The 16,791-nt window shown below is 71.3% G+C and carries 14 protein-coding genes and 1 riboswitch; of the genes, 6 read left to right on the top strand and 8 right to left on the bottom strand.

Translation table 11 applies throughout. From position 1 onward, the window contains the following. Nucleotides 1–19: 19 nt before the first annotated feature. Nucleotides 20–1,093, top strand: a complete 1,074-nt coding sequence (gene pgfA, locus DYE07_RS01480) for a cell envelope lipid trafficking protein PgfA (protein WP_006943300.1) — start codon at nucleotides 20–22, stop codon at nucleotides 1,091–1,093. A gap of 2 nt (nucleotides 1,094–1,095) precedes the next feature. After that, complete coding sequence (locus DYE07_RS01485) at nucleotides 1,096–2,079, top strand: UDP-glucuronic acid decarboxylase family protein (RefSeq protein ID WP_006943312.1); 984 nt, start codon at nucleotides 1,096–1,098, stop codon at nucleotides 2,077–2,079. A 52-nt stretch (nucleotides 2,080–2,131) separates the two neighbouring features. On the opposite strand, the gene DYE07_RS01490 is transcribed toward DYE07_RS01485, so the two are convergent. Then, entirely contained in the window at nucleotides 2,132–2,941 is an 810-nt protein-coding gene (locus DYE07_RS01490; protein WP_115296179.1) for a class I SAM-dependent methyltransferase, read from the bottom strand. Nucleotides 2,942–3,161: 220 nt separating this feature from the next. Here DYE07_RS01490 and rpsA point away from each other — a divergent pair, with 220 nt between their 5' ends. Then, nucleotides 3,162–4,661, top strand: a complete 1,500-nt coding sequence (gene rpsA / locus DYE07_RS01495) for a 30S ribosomal protein S1 (RefSeq protein WP_115296180.1) — start codon at nucleotides 3,162–3,164, stop codon at nucleotides 4,659–4,661. Between the two features lie 111 nt (nucleotides 4,662–4,772). After that, a complete protein-coding gene (locus DYE07_RS01500) occupies nucleotides 4,773–5,516 on the top strand; it encodes a cobalt-precorrin-6A reductase (protein WP_115296181.1) in 744 nt (247 codons plus the stop codon). A gap of 65 nt (nucleotides 5,517–5,581) precedes the next feature. Here the strand turns inward: DYE07_RS01500 and DYE07_RS01505 are convergent, their stop codons facing one another. The 7 genes from DYE07_RS01505 to DYE07_RS01535 are packed head-to-tail and all read right to left on the bottom strand — an operon-like array spanning nucleotide 5,582 to nucleotide 14,425. Then, entirely contained in the window at nucleotides 5,582–6,631 is a 1,050-nt protein-coding gene (locus tag DYE07_RS01505) for a cobalamin biosynthesis protein CobD/CbiB (protein ID WP_115296182.1), read from the bottom strand. Between the two features lie 20 nt (nucleotides 6,632–6,651). Then, nucleotides 6,652–7,275: a bifunctional adenosylcobinamide kinase/adenosylcobinamide-phosphate guanylyltransferase gene (locus DYE07_RS01510; protein WP_074045279.1), complete on the bottom strand. Its 624-nt coding sequence runs from the start codon at nucleotides 7,273–7,275 to the stop codon at nucleotides 6,652–6,654. Further along, nucleotides 7,272–8,093: an adenosylcobinamide-GDP ribazoletransferase gene (locus tag DYE07_RS01515; protein WP_074045280.1), complete on the bottom strand. Its 822-nt coding sequence runs from the start codon at nucleotides 8,091–8,093 to the stop codon at nucleotides 7,272–7,274. The genes DYE07_RS01510 and DYE07_RS01515 overlap by 4 nt, the downstream gene beginning before the upstream one ends. After that, nucleotides 8,093–9,178 (bottom strand): uroporphyrinogen-III C-methyltransferase, encoded by a 1,086-nt coding sequence (gene cobA / locus DYE07_RS01520; protein ID WP_115296183.1) that lies wholly within the window; start codon nucleotides 9,176–9,178, stop codon nucleotides 8,093–8,095. Before cobA ends, DYE07_RS01515 begins: the two co-directional genes overlap by 1 nt. After that, nucleotides 9,175–11,694 carry a bifunctional hydrogenobyrinic acid a,c-diamide synthase/histidinol phosphate aminotransferase CobBC gene (gene cobBC, locus DYE07_RS01525; protein WP_172462927.1) on the bottom strand — a complete coding sequence of 840 codons (2,520 nt, stop codon included), beginning with the start codon at nucleotides 11,692–11,694 and terminating at the stop codon, nucleotides 9,175–9,177. Before cobBC ends, cobA begins: the two co-directional genes overlap by 4 nt. After that, entirely contained in the window at nucleotides 11,688–12,302 is a 615-nt protein-coding gene (cobO, locus tag DYE07_RS01530) for a cob(I)yrinic acid a,c-diamide adenosyltransferase (RefSeq protein WP_006945423.1), read from the bottom strand. The genes cobBC and cobO overlap by 7 nt, the downstream gene beginning before the upstream one ends. Continuing rightward, complete coding sequence (locus DYE07_RS01535; protein WP_115296184.1) at nucleotides 12,302–14,425, bottom strand: VWA domain-containing protein; 2,124 nt, start codon at nucleotides 14,423–14,425, stop codon at nucleotides 12,302–12,304. Before DYE07_RS01535 ends, cobO begins: the two co-directional genes overlap by 1 nt. A gap of 78 nt (nucleotides 14,426–14,503) precedes the next feature. Continuing rightward, nucleotides 14,504–14,567, bottom strand: a riboswitch (cobalamin riboswitch). Between the two features lie 72 nt (nucleotides 14,568–14,639). On the opposite strand from DYE07_RS01535, the gene cbiE reads away from it, so the two are divergent. Together cbiE and cobM are read left to right on the top strand one after the other, a co-directional pair. Continuing rightward, entirely contained in the window at nucleotides 14,640–16,001 is a 1,362-nt protein-coding gene (gene cbiE, locus DYE07_RS01540) for a precorrin-6y C5,15-methyltransferase (decarboxylating) subunit CbiE (RefSeq protein WP_115296185.1), read from the top strand. Further along, entirely contained in the window at nucleotides 15,998–16,741 is a 744-nt protein-coding gene (gene cobM / locus DYE07_RS01545) for a precorrin-4 C(11)-methyltransferase (protein WP_115296186.1), read from the top strand. Before cbiE ends, cobM begins: the two co-directional genes overlap by 4 nt. Nucleotides 16,742–16,791: the final 50 nt, after the last annotated feature.

The raw sequence follows: 16,791 nt of genomic DNA on the forward strand, positions 1-16,791 counted from the left end.
CTGCCTAGGAGGCTCTCCCGTGCGCAAAGCCGCAGTCATGATCGGATTCGGTGCGTTCTTCCTGACGTTGGCGCTCCTGATGCGGTTCTACGCGTACCCGAAGCTGGCCGTGATCCCGAGTGATCAGAATACCCAGCAGACGGTCACCGACGATCACGCCAGCTACTTCGACGCCGACACGGTCAAGCCGGGGTCGGGCAAGATCATCACGAAGGCGACCGTCGTCGCCAACAAGGAGATGACGAAGAAGGCCTCCAAGGAGCTCGGCCGCGACGTCATCGTCATCGACCAGTGGCAGACGACGGACAACGTCAACGACAAGGGCCAGACGGCGTCGCCGCCGATGGATGCCTCGACGCAGCAGTACGCCGTCGACAAGTCCTCGGGTGAGGCCGTCAAGTGGAGCGGCAACATGCTCGACGGCAAGCCCACCAACTACGAGGGCCAGACGATCAAGTTCCCGTTCCAGGTCGACAAGAACAAGACCTACCGCTACTGGGACTCGACGCTCGGCAAGGCCGTCCCGATGAAGTACGCGGGTTCTGAGGACATCAAGGGTCTGAAGACGTACAAGTTCACGCAGACGATCCCGAAGACGAAGTTCACGACGATGGACGTCCCGGGTGAGGTCTTCGGTCTGCCCAAGGGTTCGAAGCTCGCCGACCGGTACTACACGAACGACCGCACGGTGTGGGTCGAGCCGGAGACGGGCGTCATGATGAAGCTGCAGGAGAAGCAGCACCAGACGCTCGAGGTGCCGAACGCGAAGCCCGTCGACGCGATGCTCACCACCTCGACGATGACCGACGAGACGATCAAGAAGAACGTCGACGACTACAAGACGAAGTCGAGCCAGCTCAAGATCCTGCGCCTGTGGGCTCCGCTGCTGCTCGGTCTGCTCGGTCTGTTCGCGCTGCTGCTCGGCCTGTTCGTCTCGCTGCGTGCCGGCCGTGAGCGTCGCGCCGCCCGCCATGAGCGCCGTGACGAGCGCGAGGTAGACGACGTGCGCCACGACGACGACTCCACGCTCGTGTTCGGTGACCACCCGCAGTCGCGTGGCGCGCACTCCGCCGATGAGCGGGGCCAGTACTGAGCATGCGGATCGTCATCACGGGAGGTGCGGGCTTCCTCGGCTCGCACCTGTCCGAGACGCTCGTCGCACGCGGTCACGAGGTCGTCGCCGTCGACAACCTCGTGACCGGGCGCCGCGCGAACGTCACGCAGCTGGAGGCTTCAGGTCGTTTCGAGCTGATCGAGCACGACGTGACGGAGCCCTTCGACGTCGGCGGTGACGTCGACGGCATCCTCCACTTCGCGTCGGCGGCTTCACCGGTCGACTACCTGAAGCTGCCGATCGAGACGCTGCGCGTCGGTTCGCAGGGCACGCAGAACGCGCTCGAACTCGCGGTGCGCAAGGGCGCCCGGCTCGTGTTCGCCTCGACGTCCGAGGTGTACGGCGACCCTCAGGTGCACCCGCAGCCCGAGACGTACTGGGGTCATGTCAACCCGGTCGGCCCGCGCGGCGTCTACGACGAGGCCAAGCGATATGCGGAAGCGCTCGTGCTCGCTTACCGCGAGGCGCGCGGGGTCGATGCCGGCATCGTGCGCATCTTCAACACGTTCGGCCCGCGCATGCGGCCCAACGACGGTCGCGCCATCCCGAACTTCGTCCGCCAGGCCCTCGCCGGTGAGCCGGTCACGGTCAGTGGCGACGGTGATCAGACGCGGTCCATCTGCTACGTCGACGACCTCGTCGCGGCCATCCTCGCGATGCTGCTCGAGACGCACGACCCCGGCCCGGTCAACATCGGCAACCCGCACGAGATCTCGATGCGCGACCTCGCGCAGTGGATCATCGAGCTGGCGGGGTCATCCTCGACACTCGAGTTCATCGAGCGCCCCACGGACGATCCGTCGGTCCGTCGCCCCGACACGACGAAGGCGCAGCGCCTGCTCGGCTGGTCACCGCAGGTGCCCGTGGAGACCGGGCTGCAGCGCACCATCGAGTGGTTTCGCACCGAGGCCGCGTCGACTCCGGTCCTGACACCCGGTCAGACCGAGGAGATCCTCAACCGCTGACGCGATCCCGGCCGCGGCCGACCCTGTTGGCGGTATTCGCGCGACGCACCCTTCAGGCAGGTCTGCGGCCGGCGAGGATGAGCGTGCCCGGCACGAGCCGTCCGCGCAGGGGGCTCCAGCCACCCCAGGTCGACTTGTTCGACTCCTTCCACGGCAGTTCGCGTAACTGCTCGAGTACGAGCCCGGCGTCGAGCAGTTCGCGCACGCGCTGCTCGAGAGTGCGGTGGTGCTCGGCGTAGACGACGTCGTCGCCCGCCGCCTCGGCGTAGGGCGTCGTGTCGAAGTACGAGTGCTGGATCGTCAGCCCGGCGGCGTCGGGCACATCGGGCAGGCTCCAGCGGACGGGGTGCGTCGTCGAGAACGCGACAAGCCCGCCTGGGCGCGTGACGCGCGCCAGTTCCCGCATGAGGGCCGAGGTGTCGGCGATGAACGGAACCGCGCCGAAAGCCGAGAAGACGACGTCGAAGGAGGCGTCCGCGAACGGCAGTCGGCTCGCGTCGCACTGCACGAGCGGCAGTGACGTGCCGGTGCGGGCGTCGAGTTGCACGGCCGTGCGCAGCATCCCGCCGGACAGGTCCGTCGCGACGACGCGTGCACCCTGCCTGGCGCACCAGCGTCCGGCCTGCGCGGCGCCGGCACCGAACTCGAGGAGGTCGCGGCCCGCGAGCCCGCTCGGCTCGCCGAGGACGTGGAGCTCGTCCTCGCGCCACCCCTCCGGCCCCCAGACGAACTCGGCGTCACCGAGGAAGGCGCCGTGCTCGTCGAGATAGTCGCGCGCCTCGGCGTCCCACCACGAGCGATTTCCGCGGGCGGAGGAGGCTGCGTCGACGTCGAAGCGTCCGGCACGGTCGGGGGTCTGCATGAACCCACGCTACGATGCCCTTCCCATTTGGCCCTGATCGCCCCGCGTGCCTAGGATGAGAGGGCGTGTCGTACGTGCCCACGCTCCCCGTTGCTCGCAGACGGGGCCGGGCGCGCCCGAGACGTTGTTCGATTTGTCCGCAGAGGCGGTCCACCTGCGCGCGTTGTCGTGCCCGATGGTCTCGCCTCCCGAATTGCCCACCGAAAGTTACTTCTTACACATGACTTCCACCACCACGTCCCCGATCGCTGTCAACGACATCGGTTCGGAGGAGGAGCTGCTCGCCGCGATCGACGCGACGATCAAGCACTTCAACGACGGCGACATCGTCGAAGGTGTCATCGTCAAGGTCGACCGTGACGAGGTTCTCCTCGACATCGGTTACAAGACCGAGGGTGTCATCCCCTCGCGCGAGCTCTCGATCAAGCACGACGTCGACCCGGGCGAGGTCGTCAAGGTCGGCGACGACGTCGAGGCTCTCGTCCTCCAGAAGGAGGACAAGGAAGGCCGCCTGATCCTGTCCAAGAAGCGTGCGCAGTACGAGCGCGCCTGGGGCACGATCGAGCAGATCAAGGAAGACGACGGCGTCGTCACCGGTACGGTCATCGAGGTCGTCAAGGGTGGTCTCATCCTCGACATCGGCCTGCGCGGCTTCCTCCCTGCGTCGCTGGTGGAGATGCGTCGTGTCCGCGACCTGCAGCCGTACGTCGGCAAGGAGATCGAGGCCAAGATCATCGAGCTCGACAAGAACCGCAACAACGTGGTCCTGTCGCGTCGTGCGTGGCTCGAGCAGACGCAGTCCGAGGTTCGCACGACGTTCCTCAAGGAGCTGCAGAAGGGCCAGGTCCGCTCCGGCGTCGTGTCCTCGATCGTCAACTTCGGTGCGTTCGTGGACCTCGGTGGCGTCGACGGTCTCGTCCACGTCTCCGAGCTGTCCTGGAAGCACATCGACCACCCGTCCGAGGTCGTCGAGGTCGGTCAGGAAGTCACCGTCGAGGTGCTCGACGTCGACATGGACCGCGAGCGCGTCTCGCTGTCGCTCAAGGCGACGCAGGAAGACCCGTGGCAGCACTTCGCTCGCACGCACGCCATCGGCCAGGTCGTGCCGGGCAAGGTCACGAAGCTCGTCCCGTTCGGTGCGTTCGTGCGCGTCGAGGACGGTATCGAGGGTCTCGTCCACATCTCCGAGCTCGCCGAGCGTCACGTCGAGCTGCCCGAGCAGGTCGTCACCGTCGGTACCGACATCTTCGTCAAGGTCATCGACATCGACCTCGAGCGTCGTCGCATCTCCCTGTCGCTGAAGCAGGCGAACGAGGACGGCGCTGCCGCCTCCGAGTTCGACCCGACGCTGTACGGCATGGCTGCGGAGTACGACGAGCAGGGCAACTACAAGTACCCCGAGGGCTTCGACCCGGAGACGAACGAGTGGCTCGAGGGCTTCGACGCGCAGCGTGAGAAGTGGGAGAAGCAGTACGCCGAGGCCCACTCGCGCTGGGAGGCCCACCAGGCCCAGATCGAGCAGGCCCGCAAGGACGACGCCGAAGCTGCGGCGTCCGGTGAGACCGCCCCGACGTCGTACTCGTCGTCGAACTCGGGCTCGAGCTCGCAGGGTTCGTCCTCCTCGTCGTCGAGCTCCAGCTCGAGCTCGGCTCCGGCCGAAGGCACCCTCGCCTCCGACGAGGCGCTGGCTGCTCTGCGCGAGAAGCTCACGGGCAACTGATCCACGCGATCAGCTGAGAGCCACGGCTCTCACCCGCTGAACGTCGGCCCCTCTCACTGCGGTGAGGGGGGCCGACGGCGTTGTCGGGGCACGGGTCGGTAGGCTGCGGGCGTGTCATCGACGAAGGTGCTCGTCCTCGGCGGAACGAGTGAAGCCCGCGCTCTCGCAGCACGCCTCGACGAGCTGGGGATCGCGTTCGTCAGTTCCTTGGCCGGGCGCGTGTCGCGGCCAAGGCTGCCGGTCGGCGACGTCAGGATCGGCGGGTTCGGCGGCGTCGCAGGGCTGACGGCGACGCTGCGCGACGACCGCTTCACGCACGTCGTCGACGCGACGCACCCGTTCGCGGTCACGATGCGTTCCCACGCGGTGGCTGCCTGCGCGGCCGCCGACGTCCCGCTCGTGCGCCTCGCGCGCCCCGGTTGGCGTGAGCACCCGGATGCGCCCACCTGGCACTGGGTCAGCACCTACGCCGGCGCGCGGGCGCTCGTCGACGCGCAAGGGTGGCGTCGACCGTTCGTGACCACAGGGCGTCAGACACTCGAGCACTACCGCGGTTGGGACGACAAGGCCGCGCTCGTGCGCATCGTCGAACCGCTCGACATCCCCGCGCCGCCCGCGTGGACGGTGTTGCACACCCGCGGCCCGTTCGACGTCGACACCGAGATCGCGACGATGCGGGAGCACGCCGTCGACGTCGTCCTGACGAAGGACTCCGGCGGCAGCTACACCGCCGCGAAGCTCACCGCAGCACGCGAACTCGGCGTCCCCGTCGTCGTCGTCGCACGGCCCGCGGCACCGGCCGGGCTGCGTGAGGTGAGCACGCTCGACGAGGTCGTGACGTTCCTGCGGAGCTGACGAGCGGGGCTGTTCCTGCGTTCGAATACGCGCGCGGTTCGGCTGTGCCCGCACACGCGAACCGGTCAGTTCATCGTGCGACGCCGCGCGAGGAGACGCGCGCCGAGCGCGAGGACGAGGACCGTGCGTCCGACGCGTCGGGTGAGCCGTACCGCACGCGGGATGTCAGTGACGTCGACCGCGCGTCCGTCGCCGAGTTCACCGCGATGCTCGGTGCGGCCGGCGTACACGTTCGTCCCGCCGAGGCGCACCCCGAGTGCGCCCGCGGCGGCGGCCTCGACGGGCCCGGCGTTGGGGCTCGGATGCGCGGGGGCGTCACGGCGGACGGCGCGCACGACGTCGCGCACGCGCGACGGCTCGCCCGCCACGACACAGCTGATCGCCGTCGCGAGCACGCTCACACGGGCCGGAACGGCGTTGAGGACGTCGTCGAATCGTGCCGCGGCCCAACCGAACTGCTCGAGCCGCTCGGTCCGGTGCCCGATCATCGCGTCAAGCGTGTTGGCGCAGCGGTGCAGCACGACACCAGGCGCCCCGAACCCCGCGCCCCAGACGAGGGTTGCCGCGACGGCATCCGACTGGTTCTCGGCAAGCGACTCGACGACGGCCCGGGCCATCTCGTCGGGGCCTGCCTGCGACGTGTCGCGTCCGACGAGCGAGCGAATGCGGTGACGAGCGCCGTCGAGGTCGTCCGCAGCGAGCAGGTCGTGCACCGCCATCGCCTCGCGCTCCAGCGAACGTCCGCCGAGGGCCGCCCACGTCACCAGCGCCGTGATGAGGGTGCGCGTCAGCGGCCGGCGTCGATCGAAAACGAGCGCACCGGCGACCGGCGGAGCGAGCGTCACGACGAGATACGCGATGCCCCGCGAGCGTCGCGGCGCCCACAGCCGGTGCTCGCAGGTGGCCGCCCAGCCACCGAACCAGGCGACGGGGTGATGCCGGGCCGGGTCACCCCAGCGCCGGTCGGCGAGATACCCGAGCGCCACACCGGCCGCGATCGGATCCCAGCCGGCGCTCGCGCGCGCTGTCCGCGTCACAAGCCCTGTCCGCGTCAAGAACCTTGGCGCGGCGGTGGTCGTCGCGCCGCGCGAGACCGCACCGTCGAGGTGCGCCATTTGCGTGAGTAGAAGGCCGGTCACGATGCCCCCGATGGGTTCTTGGGCTCGCCCTTGATCACGAGGGGGCAACCCGCCACGACGAGGACGACGTCGTCGCACGCTCGCGCGAGGCGCTGGTTGAGGCGCCCCAGCTCGTCGGTGAAGAGGCGCCCCGACTGGTAGGGAGAGACGAGACCGAAGCCCACCTCGTTCGTCACGATGACGAGGTCGTGTTCGAACGCCGTGATCGCCGCGACGAAGGCATCGGCCCGGGCGGCGTACCGCTGGTGCCACGTCGGCATCGACGGGGGCGGGGGCGTCGATGGCTCCTCGTCGCCTCGGCGAGGGCCTTCGCCGGTGTCAGAAACCCAGGCGCCGGATTCCTCGAGGGCGGAGGTCAGCCACGAGCCGACGTCGTCGAGCAGGAACGGACCGTGGATCTCGGTGAGCGCGCAGGGAACATCGACCGACTCGAGGCTCGACCAGTGTGACGGCCGCCGCTGCTGATGGGCTGCGACGCGGGCACGCCACTCGTCGTCGTCGGGACGTGTCGGCCCCGTGGCCAGGTACGTCGCGGGCGCCTCCCACAGCAGGCGTTCGGCGTACGTCGACTTGCCCGAGCGCACGCCGCCGGTGACGAGGACGCGGCGCGGGGCGCTCATCGCCAGACTCCGAGCGTGAGGACGATGAGCATGACGGTGAGGGCCACCTCGATGCCGGCTCCCATGACGTCACCCGTCAGGCCGCCAAAGGTGCGGGTCGCGCGACGAGCGAGCCATTCCAGCGCGGCGCCGGAGGCGACCGAGGCGGCCAGTGGAGCGGTGAGAAGCGTTGCGCCGGTGGAGAACCCATCGTCACCTGAGGCATCAGCCAGGGCAGATCCGCCGACGAGCACCAGCCATCCCACGACGCTTGCGGCGACGAGCTCCGGGGTCCGGACGGCCGACAGCACGACGGCGCCCATCCCGTCAGGCCGTGCAGCGCTCCACCGTCGGTGGGCGAGGGTCGTGCACGCCACCCGCGAGACGATGACGGCGGCGCCGGCCAGCCACGGCGCGTCGAGGAGCGCCGCGAAGCACGCCGTCTGCACGCCGGCCGTCACGACGACGGCGATGACACCCATCGGGCCGACGTCGCCACGCTTCATCACCTCGAGGGCGCGCTCCCGGTTCCACCCCGCGCCGAATCCGTCGACGGTGTCAGCCAATCCGTCGACGTGCATGGCGCGTGTGCCGGCCGCGAGGGCAGCGACCGCGCAGAAACCGGCCACGAGCGGAGGCGCGTCGACCCAGTGCCCGACGAGCAGGACGAGCGACGTCACCACAGCGAGCGGGACGGCGGCCAGGGGCGCGAGGGTCATCGCCCAGCGCGCCACCGGCGTGGTGATCGGCGGGATCGCGCCGACGGGAATGACGCTCAACGTCCCCGTCGCGAGGCGCAGCCCCTCCCATGCCGGTCGGGTGACGACAGCGTCGCTCATCACGCCGCTCCGGTGTCGTCGGACGACGCATGGAGCCGGGTGCCGTCGAGAGCTGCGACGACGTCGCCGATCACGGTGATGGCAGGTGCGCCGAGGCCGGCGTCGGCGACGGCGTCCGGCAACGTCGCAAGGGTCGCCACGACGCGTCGCTCGCTCGGCATGGCGCCGTCGGCGATCGTTGCGGCGGGCGTCGAGGCGGGCAGGCCACCGTCGACGAGTGCCGATGCGATGGCGCGCAGGTGCGCGACGCCCATGAGGACGACGAGGGTGGTGCGGGTGCGGGCCAGTGCCGCCCAGTCGAGATCCGAGCGCGGGTCGCCGGGCGCGACGTGCCCCGAGACGACCGTGAACCCCTGCGATGACGTCCGGTGCGTCACGGGGATGCCGGCGAGCGCCGGCACGGCGATCGCCGATGTCACCCCCGGCACGACGTCGACGCTGAGACCGGCGTCTCGACAGGCGATCACCTCCTCGCCGCCGCGACCGAAGACGAAGTTGTCGCCGCCCTTGAACCGCACGACGTCACGCCCGGAGAGCGCGTGCTCGACGAGCAACCGGTTGATCTCCTCCTGCGGCGTGAACGCGCCGCGCGGAATCTTGCCGACGTGGATGATCGTCGCGTCGGCTCGGGCGTGTACGAGGGCGTCGAGGGGAGCGAGGCGATCGCAGACGATGACGTCGGCGCGCTCGATCGCGCCCAGCCCGGCGACGGTGAGCAGGCCCGGATCACCCGGGCCGCCGCCGACGAGCGTCACTCGCCCAGGACGCTTGGCCTCACCGGCAGGTCCGTGGGGAGCCTCCTCGCCCGGCTGGTTGACGGTGAGGCGACGCACTTCGTCATAGCGCAGCGGATCGGCGTCCGTGACGAGTCGGCACAGCCCGCGTGAGGCGAGGTCGTCGAGGTGGGGTGCATGAGGGTCGGGAGCCTGGAGGTGGGGAGAGCTGCGGTGAGCAGCGCGGGCGCTCGCGTTCTCGCCCACATCCAGAAGGACATCGACCTGTGCCCCCGCGCGGGCGAGTTCGGCGATGATCCCGGGCAGGCTGGGGCCGAGCACCCCCGGCCCGTGGAGCAACACGCGCGTCACGATGCGGCCTCCCCGCTCTGGCGGAACGCGTCGAACGCGGTGAGGAGGGCATCCGTCGTCAGCGGGTCTCGGACGGCGAGGCGCACCCACGAGCCGTCGAGGCCGGGAAAAGTGTCGGCGCGGCGTGTCGCGAACCCGGCGTCCCGCCACGCGGCGTGCGCGCCCGCTCCGACGCGCGCGAGTACGAACGGGGCGGCCGACGCCAGCACCGGCACGCCGCGTGAACGCAGGCCGCGGTCGAGATGCTCGCGCCACTGGCTCGTCTCCTCGGCCCACTCGGCGACCTGACGCGCGGCGGGGGCCGTCATCGCGTACCGCGTCGCCTCGAGGGCGAGTGAGTTCACCGACCAATGCGGCTGCTGCGCGCGCAGCGTCGCGATGAGGGCCGCGTCGCCGACGACATGGCCGGCGCGCACCCCGGCGATCGACCACGTCTTCGTCAGCGATCGCACGACGAGCACCCCGGTCATGTCGCCACCGATGAGGCTCTCGCTCTCACCGGGCACGAGATCCATGAACGCCTCGTCGACGACGAGCACGCGTCCGGAACCGCGCAGCTTCTCGAGCTGCGCGCGCGGGTGGAGCACGCCCGTCGGGTTCGTCGGGTTGCCGAGGACGACGAGATCGGCGCCGTCGAGCGCCGCGACGTCAGCGTCCCCGAGGTGAGCACCGGAGCGGACGTGGAGCACGTGCGCCCGGGCCGGGCACCCGGCGCGGCGCAGCGCGGCGTCGGGCTCGCTGAACTGCGGGTGGACGACGACGGGTGCGCGCGGCGCCAGCGCCCGCGCGATGAGCGTGAACGCCTCGGCTGCTCCGTTCGTGAGGAGCACCTGCTCACGCGCCAGCCGATGGTGCGCGGCGACCGCGTCGGTGGCGGTGCGTGCATCGGGGTAGTGGGCCGCCTCGTCGAGCACGCCGCGCAGGGCGTGCCGCAGGTTCGCCGGGGGCGTGCTCGCACGGACGTTCACGGCGAAGTCGACGAGCCCGTCACCGACCTCGGCGTCACCGTGATGCTCGTCGCCGGGCGTCGCACCGCCCGGCAGCGCCGCGTCCACTCGCGCGTCGACACGCGGGCGGGGCAGGCTCGGCAGCGTCGTCGCGACGAGGCCCAGGCCCGCCGCGCGATGCGTGGCGGCGGCGAAACGGTCTGCGAGCTCGGGGTGCCCCGCCCAGTGCGTGTGCAGGTACGAGGCGTGGACGGTCGGCTCGCTGCCGGAGCCGTGGGCGGCGGAGAAGCCGTCGGCACCCGCGTCGAGCAGCCAGGCCGCGTGGCCCCCACCTTCGCCGTCACCGGCGGCCGGCGTCGTCAGCGTGCGGTGGAACTCGTGGCCGCGCACCCGCGTGCCCGCGTCGGCGAGAAGCGTGTCGACGGGTGCTTCGGCCTCGCGGTAGCCCAGCGTCAGCCGTGGTGACATCGCCGCCGTCGCGGGCAGTACCCCGGAGAAGCGGTGACCGTCGACGGCCTCGAGGAGATAGAGCATCCCGGCGCACTCGGCCACGGTCGGCAGCCCCGACGTCACGGCGTCGCGCAGCTGGGCCAGCAGGCTCGTGTTGGCCGCCAACGAGCGCGCGTGCACTTCGGGGAAGCCGCCGCCGAGGTAGAGCGCGCGGGTGCCGGCGGGCAGTGCGCGATCACGGACGGGGTCGAACACGACGGGTTCGAGACCTCGCGCGCGCATCATCTCGAGCGTCTCGGCGTAACGGAACGTGAAGGCACGACCCCCAGCGACGGCGACGACGGGGGCGTCCCGCCCGGCCGTCGTCGGCGCCGCAGACATGGGTGCGGGCGACCACGGTTCGTCAGCGAGATCGGGTGCGCCCGAGGCGATCTCGAGCAGCGCATCAAGGTCGATGTGAGCGGCGGTGCGTTCGGCCAGTCGGTCGAGTGTCGCGCGTGCGGCGTCCCGTTCGTCGGCCGGGACGAGTCCCAGATGCCGTGACGGGACGCTCACCCCCGCGTCACGCGGCAGCACACCGAGCACCGGCACGCCGATGCGTTCGCACGCGCGCCGCACCTCGCCTGCGTGACGTTCGGAGCCGGCCTTGTTGAGCACGACGCCCGCGACGTCGAGCTGCGGGTCGAACGTGCGCAACCCGTGGATGCTCGCGGCGACCGAACGCGACGAGGAGCTGATGTCGACGACGAGGACGACGGGGGAGTGCGTCAGCGTCGCGACGTGCGCGCTCGAGGCGAACCCCTCCGTGCCGAGGCGCCCGTCGAACAGCCCCATGACGCCCTCGATGACGGCGACGTCGGCGGGCGCCGGCGTCATCGCGCCGTGCACGAGCATCGGTGCGACGCGTTCGGGGCCGACGAGCCACGGGTCGAGGTTGCGCCCGACGCGTCCTGTCGCGAGCGCGTGGTAGCCGGGGTCGATGAAGTCGGGGCCGACCTTCGCGGGCGCCACCTGCAGGCCGCGCGCGGCGAGGGCGGCCATGACGCCGACGCTCACCGTCGTCTTGCCCTGCCCGGACGCCGGCGCGGCGAGCACGACGCGCGGCAGTCGCGTCACCATTCGATACCTCGCTGGCCCTTCTGGCCGGTGTCGAAGGGGTGTTTGACCTTCGTCATCTCGGTGGCGATGTCGGCCACCTCGAGCAGCGCCGGGTGCGGGTCGCGCCCGGTGATGATGACGTGCTGATTGCCGGGTCGCTCCGCCAGGGTGCGCGCGACCTCCTCGCCGTCGATCCAGCCCCACTTGATCGGGTAGGTGAACTCGTCGAGCACGTACATCTGGTGCGTCTCCGCCGCGAGGCGACGCTTGATCTCGCGCCAGCCCTCGAGCGCGTCCGCGGCGTGGTCGGCCTCGGTGCCGCCCTTGCGCGACCACGACCAGCCCGAACCCATCTTGTGCCACTCGACGGGCCCGCCCCGGCCGGTGCGCTCATGCACCTCGCCGAGCGCCATGAGCGCCTCCTGCTCGCCGATCTTCCACTTCGCGGACTTGACGAATTGGAACACGCCGATCGACCACCCCTGGTTCCAGCCGCGCAGTGCCAGCCCGAACGCCGCTGTCGACTTGCCCTTGCCCGCGCCGTAGTGGATGGCGACGACGGGTCGGTTGCGGCGCTGACGCGTCGTCAGGCCGTCGTCCGGGGTGACGGTCGTTTCTCCCTGGGGCATCAGGCGGCCTTTCCGTGCGGCGCGCGAGCGGCGGCGACGGCGTCGACGAGGCCCGAGGCGGAGACGTTCTCGAGGGGCACGTGCGTCGCGCCCATGCGGTGGGCGAGGTCGGCGGCTAGGCGCATGCGGAAGCGTCCGCTCTCGCAGTCGACGACGACGGTGTCGACGCCGAGGCCCGGCCACGCCGACGCGGTGCGCTGGGCGCAAGCGAGGGCATCGGGCCCGCTCGTGGCGCGCCCGTCGGTGACGACGACGACGAGCGCGCGACGGCGCGGGTCGCGGCGGCGTTCACGTTCGAGGGTGCTCGCGGCCAGCGTGAGCCCTTCCGCGAGGGGCGTGCGTCCGCCGTGCGGTAGCTGTGTCAGTGCCGCGGCCGCCCGATCGACGGACGACGTCGGGGCGAGCAGGACGTGCGCGTCGGCGCCGTTGAACGCGACCAGCCCGACCTTGTCGCGACGCTCGTACGCATCGAGCAGCAGCGACAGTACAGCCGTCTTCACCTCGTCCATGCGTTTGCGCGCCGCCATCGAACCGGAGGCGTCGACGCAGAACAGCACGAGATTCGACTCGCGCCCCCGCAGCCGGGCGTGACGGACGTCGTGCGCCGCGATGTCGAGGCGGCCCCGCGTCCCCGCGGTGCGACGCGACGCTGCGCTCGTGATGGTGGCCGTGACGTGGACGCGGCCGGTCGTCGTCGGGGAGACACCGATGACGCGTCCGCGCGTCGTCTCGGCCGCGCTGCGCCGACCGGCCTCACCGCGACCGACACCGCGCACCTCGAAACGGCGCGGACGGTACGGCGTGCCCGCCGAGGCCGTGCCGACGGCGGCGGCTGCGCCGGTTCGCTGCTCGGAGGACGGCTGCTCCTGGGAGGACTCCTCCGCATCGGACGGCGAATCGTGCTGCGGATCAACCGAATCCGACGAGGACTCAGTCGCCCGATCGCTCGATGCCGGTGGCTGCTGCGAGCCAGCCGGCGGAGGCCCGTCGTCGTCGTTGTCAGGCGCGTCGTCACCGTCACCCGGTTCGCCGTTCGGGTCGTCGTCCGAACCACCCGACGGGGGCTGCGGATCGTCGGGGCATTCGGGGTCGGTCGGCGGTTCGGGTTCTTCGTCGAGCAGCCGGTCGAGCAGCTCCTCGTCGAGGCCGGGCGGGTCGAACGGCCCGCGTCGGCGACGGTGCGACAGCGCGAACCGGGCGGCGATGCGGATGTCCTCACGCGTCACTCGGTCGCGCTCGCACCACGCGGCGTGGGCGCGCGCCGCGCGGGCGATGACGATGTCGGCGCGCATGCCGTCGACGTCGAATCCGGCACACACACGGGCGATGGTGCGTAGCGCCCACGCGCTCAGGTCGACGCCGTCGAGGGCCTCCTGCGCCCGGACGATGCGTGCCCCGAGCTCGGCCTCGGCTGCCGCGTAGCGGGCAGAGAACGCGTCTGGGTCGGCATCGAAGGCGAGACGTCGACGCACGACCTCGGCCCGCTCGTCGGGGTCGCGGGAGGCATTGACATCGACCGACAGCCCGAAGCGGTCGAGCAGCTGCGGGCGCAGCTCGCCTTCCTCGGGGTTCATCGTCCCGACGAGCACGAAGCGGGCCGGGTGCGTCACCGACATGCCGTCACGTTCGACGGTGTTGCGACCCATCGCCGAGGCGTCGAGCAGCAGGTCGACGAGGTGGTCGGCGAGCAGATTGACCTCGTCGACGTACAGCAGCCCGCGGTGCGCCTGCGCGAGCAGACCGGGGTGGAACTCGGTGCGGCCGGCGCCGAGGGCCTGCGCGAGGTCCATCGAGCCGGTGACGCGGTCGTCGCTCGCACCGACAGGAAGTTCGACGAGGCGCGTCGGGCGTCGCTCAGCGGTGACGGCCGCGTCAGCGCCGATCGGGTGCGGGCCGTCCGGGCAGTCCGGCGCGGGCTCGGCGGGGTCGCACGAGAAGCGGCACCCGGCGACGACGTCCACCCGCGGCAGGACGCCGACGAGACCACGCACGATCGTGGACTTCGCGGTGCCCTTCTCACCCCGGACGAGAACGCCGCCGATAGCGGGGGAGATGGCCGTCAGGACGAGGGCGGTGGACAGGTCGTCGGCGCCGACGACGGCGGTGAAGGGAAAACGGGGCATCAGTTCGCCTCCTGGCAAGTGACCACGCTTGCCGCTCGGGGGGCACCGACGCCGGACGACGCCAGTGGTCGCGGCGACGTCCTGGCTTACCCCGTCGGGGATCACAGTGGCGGGACCGCTGCCGGATTCGCACCGGCATTCCTCGCGCGCGACGGCCCCATCATGACAGACGCCGACGCCGCCCGAGGCCCCGGCGGGGCATAGGGTGTCGCCCATGATCGAGGTCGTCGGCATCGAGGACGGTGGGTGGGCGCTGCTGCCCGCCCACCTTCGGCAACTCGTCACGGACGCTGACGTCGTCGTCGGCGGGCGACGGCACCTGGAGCTGCTGCCGCAGGTGGAGGGCCAGGAGCGCCGCACGTGGCCGCGCCCGTTGCGCGACGGGCTGCGCGAGCTCCTGTTCCATGCCGATGACCATGCCCATGGGCGCGCCACGTCGTCCGACGCCCACGAGATGGACGATGCCGCGTCCGGGCGCGTGGTCGTGCTCGCCTCCGGCGATCCGCTGCGCTCGGGTGTCGCGACGACGCTCATCGACGAGTTCGGTGCGGGCGCCGTTCGCGTCCATCCCGCACTGTCGAGCGAAACCCTCGCGCGCGCCCGGATGGGGTGGGCGGCCGAGAGCGTCGACGTCGTGACGACGGTGGGCCGCAGCATCGAGCGAGTGCGCCCGTTCGTCACGCCCAGAGCGCGACTCGTCGTGCTGTGCTCCGACGCGCGCGGCCCGGGCGAGCTCGCCGCGCTGCTCGTGCAGTCGGGAGCACCGGAGGCGAGGCTGACGGCGTGGTGGCACCTCGGCGGGCCCGGGGAAGGGTCGCTACAGGCCACCGCCCAGGGGTGGCCCGACGGGGAACGCGACCTCGCCGAGCCGATTCCCGACCTCGTCCTCGTCTGCGTCGAGGTGCCCGACGAACTGGGCGCGGCCGACGTCGTCGGGACGGTTCCGGGCCGCGCCGAGACGTGGTTCGGCAATGACGGGCTCATCACGAAACGCGACGTGCGGGCTGCGGCACTCGCGCGATTGCGCCCCACGCGCGGCGCGCTGCTCTGGGATCTCGGCGCCGGCTCGGGGGCCGTCGGCATCGAATGGGCGCTCGCCGCGCCCGATGCTCGCACCGTCGCCGTCGAACGCGATGCCGTACGCGCCGAACGCGCCCGCGAGAACGCCCGCGCCCTCGGAGTCGATCATCGCGTCGACGTCGTCGAGGCGAGCGTCCACGATGTAGCCGTCCACGGCGCGCAGCACCCCGATGGCACCGCCTGCGGCCCCTGCCGTGACGGCGCCGCTCGCGCCACGAGCGACGCCCGTCACAGCGCTCCCGATGCGGTCTTCTTCGGTGGCGGGCTGAGCGCTGAGGCTGTGGACGCTGCCCTCGCGGCTCTACGCCCCGGTGGCCGCCTCGTCGCTCACGCCGTCACGCTCGAGAGCGAGAGCATCCTCCTCGACGCCTGGCGCACGCATGGCGGCGACCTCACGCGCCTGGCCGTCGAACACCTCGAACCCCTCGGCCGACTGCACGGCTGGCGCCCCGCGCGCGCCGTCGTCCAGTGGAGCTACGCGAAGGATCTGACATGACCGTTCACTTCATCGGTGCCGGCCCCGGCGCCGCCGACCTGCTGACGCTGCGCGCGGTGCGCCTGATCGAGAGTTCGCAGGTGTGCTTGTACGCCGGCACCTACCTCGACGACGCCGTCCTCGCCCATTGCCCGCCGGGCGCGCGCCGCGTCGACACACAGCACCTCACCCTCGACGAGATCATCGACGAGATCGTCGCCGCGGATGCGCTGGGGCACGACGTCGCGCGTCTGTGCTCGGGCGACCCTTCCGTCTACAGCGCCGTGGCCGAGCAGGGCCGTCGCCTCGACGCAGCCGGTATCGCCTGGGACGTCTGCCCGGGCGTGCCGGCCTACGCGGCCACAGCCGCGCGTGTCGGACGCGAGCTGACGGTGCCCGAGGTGACGCAGTCGGTCGTCCTGACGCGTGCACAGCGCGATTCGACGCCGATGCCGGCGGGTGAGGAGCTCGCGAACTTCGCGCGGACGGGGGCGACACTCGTGCTCCACCTCGCGATCCGTCACACGCGGCGGCTGGCACACGAGCTGGCCGAGCACTACGGCACCGACTGTCCTGTTGTCGTGGGCTCGCAGGTCAGCAGCCCCGACGAACTCATCCTGCGCGGCACGCTCGCCGACATCGCCGATCAGGTCGAGGACGCCGGGCTGCGGCAGGCCGCCGTCATCCTCGTCGGGCCTGCGCTCGCGGCCCACGGCTTCGCCGAGTCGCACCTCTACAGCTGCAGCCGCGAACGAACGTGACGCACGAGAGCCACCGCGTCATCGGCGGTGGCTCTCGGGTGGCCTGCTCG

The sequence above is a fragment of the Dermacoccus nishinomiyaensis genome, assembly GCF_900447535.1.
Taxonomy (GTDB): Bacteria; Actinomycetota; Actinomycetes; order Actinomycetales; family Dermatophilaceae; genus Dermacoccus; species Dermacoccus nishinomiyaensis.